Origin of the sequence: Collinsella sp. AF33-16, from assembly GCF_003475325.1 — a bacterium.
GTDB lineage: Bacteria > Actinomycetota > Coriobacteriia > Coriobacteriales > Coriobacteriaceae > Collinsella.
In genome coordinates this window covers 1-2,514 of record NZ_QRQC01000042.1, presented here as the reverse complement: position 1 = coordinate 2,514, position 2,514 = coordinate 1, and the positions used below count along the sequence as shown (strand labels likewise).

The window sequence follows — 2,514 nt, the reverse complement described above, 5'->3', positions numbered from 1 at the left end:
GCGCCGTGGGCGGGAATCTGGGCGTACACATTTCCTACACAAATGAGGATGGGGCCCTCTCTGTGAGAGCCTAGAAAGAACAGGGCCGCGGCTCCCCTATTAGAGCGGCCCTTCGGTTTTCCAACGGTTAAGCTTCGGCCGCATTAATGGCTGTATACCCATTAGAAATGGGACATAGCAGCGTTAATGAGTTCAAAAACGATTAGTCCAATAAGAGCCGCTGCGGCAAACTTGATGGCATTCGCAAGCTGTGGATGCTCATAAGCCCAGCCCGTCCTCGTCTCTTCGCTGTCCGCCTTCTTTCCGTCCAAGAAGTCGGATATCTCTTGATACGTCACCAAATCATTCTTCTTCTTGATATGTTCCGCTGCAAGCGCGCAGCACATTGCGCCAGCACCAAAGACGCCTGCCAACACCATCGTCGGAACGCACTGGACCATCCCCCACCCGTGGTTTTGTTGCCACATGAGCCAGGCCATAGAGACGGTAAACGCAAGAAGCCCAGCCAACATCCCCGCACCCAAGCGATAGAGCGTGCCCCTATCGCGTTCAACCCTTTCTCTAATTATTGAAATGTCGCCTTTAACAAGCTCGTCAATCGTTACATCCAGTTGTTCAGACAGCAGTAGGAGACTCTGGATGTCGGGGTACGTTTTACCGCGCTCCCAATTACTGATGGTCTGACGTGTTACAAAAATGCGCCTTGCAAGATCCTCCTGGGACAAACCAGCATCGAGTCGATACTGTTTAAGGCGTTTTGGCAGCTGCATGGCGTTCCCTTCGAATGCATTTCAACTCTTATTGGGCGGCTACACAACAGAAGCCGGCAAGCAAAGCGTAATCCCAAAATCAAACCCATACGGATGGCTGAGCGCAGATTAGAGTGTCAAAAATCTTTGACACATACGCTACCTGCTCTTTCTTGCAACTCGGACGCTATCGAATTGATCGGTTTGGCTACGTCCCAAATCGATCACATCCCTAATCAATCAAAAAGGGGCGCTTCCGGATTGGAAGCGCCCCTTTAAGATGCAAGAAGCAATTAAGCCTCGAGAGCCTTCTTGGCGATGGTAGCCAGCTCGTTGAAGGACTCGATGTCCTCGTAAGCCATCTGAGCCAGGACCTTGCGGTCGAGCTCGATGCCGGCAACCTTCAAGCCGTGCATGAACTGAGAGTAAGAGATGTCGTTCAGGCGAGCAGCAGCGTTGATACGAGTGATCCAGAGAGAACGGATCTCGCGCTTCTTGTTGCGGCGATCACGATACTGATACTGCAGGGAGTGCTGGACCTGCTCTTTAGCATGCTTGTAAGTACGCGAAGCGGCACCGTAGTAACCCTTCGCACGGTGCATAACGGTACGGCGCTTCTTCTTGGCGGCAACAGCGCGCTTAATACGTGCCATGTTCTATCAACTCCTAGACGGTAAAACGAAAAACGGGAACGCGAACTTAGGCGAGACGCGACTTGATGACCTTGCGGTCGGCAGCGGCGATCTCGGTCTCCTGACGGAAGCCACGCTTACGCTTGGTGGACTTCTTGCTCAGGATGTGGCTCTTGAAAGCCTTGGCGCGCATAAGCTTGCCGGTACCAGTCTTGCGGAAACGCTTCTTGGTGCCGCTGTGGGACTTCATCTTAGGCATGAAATACTCCTTAATCGGTTACAGAACACTAGTTACTTGGTATCGCTTGCCGCTTTATCCTCATCGAAGGCGCCCTTAATCGGGGCGAGCAGCATAAGCATGTTACGGCCTTCCATCTTAGGCTTGGACTCGACCGTAGCGTAAGGCTTGAGATCCTCGGCGAGACGCTCGAGAACGTTAAGGCCCTGCTCCGGGTGAGCCATCTCACGGCCGCGGAACATGATGGTGATCTTAACGCGTGCGCCCTTCTTGAGGAAACGCAGAACGTGGCCCTTCTTGGTCTCGTAGTCGCCAACGTCAATCTTGGGTCGGAACTTCATTTCCTTGACCTCGACCTTGGACTGGTTCTTACGAGCAGCCTTGGCCTTCATGGCCTGCTGGTACTTGAACTTACCGTAGTCCATGACCTTGCAGACCGGCGGCTCCGCGTTGGGAGCGATCTCGACCAGGTCGAGACCCTGATCGTCGGCGACGCGCTGGGCATCGCGGATGGCGAACAGGCCGAGCTGAGAGCCATCGACGCCAATCAAACGGCACGAAGATGCAGTGATCTCGTCGTTGATGCGGGTGTCATCAGACTTAGCTATTTTCCCTACCTCCATTCATAAAAAAATAACCCGGCGCTTCTCAGCAACCAGATCGTACACATAGACATCCTCGATTTGAGGAAGTGAATCTAAGTTGTATGACCAGTCAGCTGCTCATTGGCGCCAAAAGGTGGGAACCCTCGGGTTCCTCTTTAGGGCATTGCGGTAACAACGCCTTGTGGATAATAACACGCGCAGCGCGTTATCACATTACGTACACGAAAAAGGGGGCCGCAACCCCCTTGACCTTGATTCTCATTTTCATTGCAACAGCCTCAGGACTCAGC

At 53.1% G+C, this 2,514-nt stretch carries 4 protein-coding genes; all 4 read right to left on the bottom strand.

Annotated elements, in window-relative coordinates:
• Positions 1–161 precede the first annotated feature (161 nt).
• On the bottom strand, positions 162–770 hold the full coding sequence (locus tag DWZ52_RS09760) for a helix-turn-helix transcriptional regulator (RefSeq protein WP_117855272.1): 609 nt from the start codon (positions 768–770) through the stop codon (positions 162–164).
• A 272-nt stretch (positions 771–1,042) separates the two neighbouring features.
• Complete coding sequence (gene rplT / locus DWZ52_RS09755; RefSeq protein ID WP_006234421.1) at positions 1,043–1,402, bottom strand: 50S ribosomal protein L20; 360 nt, start codon at positions 1,400–1,402, stop codon at positions 1,043–1,045.
• Positions 1,403–1,448: 46 nt separating this feature from the next.
• Positions 1,449–1,640 (bottom strand): 50S ribosomal protein L35, encoded by a 192-nt coding sequence (gene rpmI / locus DWZ52_RS09750; protein WP_006234422.1) that lies wholly within the window; start codon positions 1,638–1,640, stop codon positions 1,449–1,451.
• A gap of 32 nt (positions 1,641–1,672) precedes the next feature.
• Complete coding sequence (gene infC, locus DWZ52_RS09745) at positions 1,673–2,242, bottom strand: translation initiation factor IF-3 (protein WP_006234423.1); 570 nt, start codon at positions 2,240–2,242, stop codon at positions 1,673–1,675.
• Between the last annotated feature and the right edge of the window lie 272 nt (positions 2,243–2,514).

Coding starts and splice junctions, on each gene's coding strand:
- rplT (WP_006234421.1), bottom strand. CDS start 1,402: ATGGCACGTATTAAGCGCGCTGTTGCCGCCAAGAAGAAGCGCCGTACC.
- DWZ52_RS09760 (WP_117855272.1), bottom strand. CDS start 770: ATGCAGCTGCCAAAACGCCTTAAACAGTATCGACTCGATGCTGGTTTG.
- infC (WP_006234423.1), bottom strand. CDS start 2,242: ATGGAGGTAGGGAAAATAGCTAAGTCTGATGACACCCGCATCAACGAC.
- rpmI (WP_006234422.1), bottom strand. CDS start 1,640: ATGCCTAAGATGAAGTCCCACAGCGGCACCAAGAAGCGTTTCCGCAAG.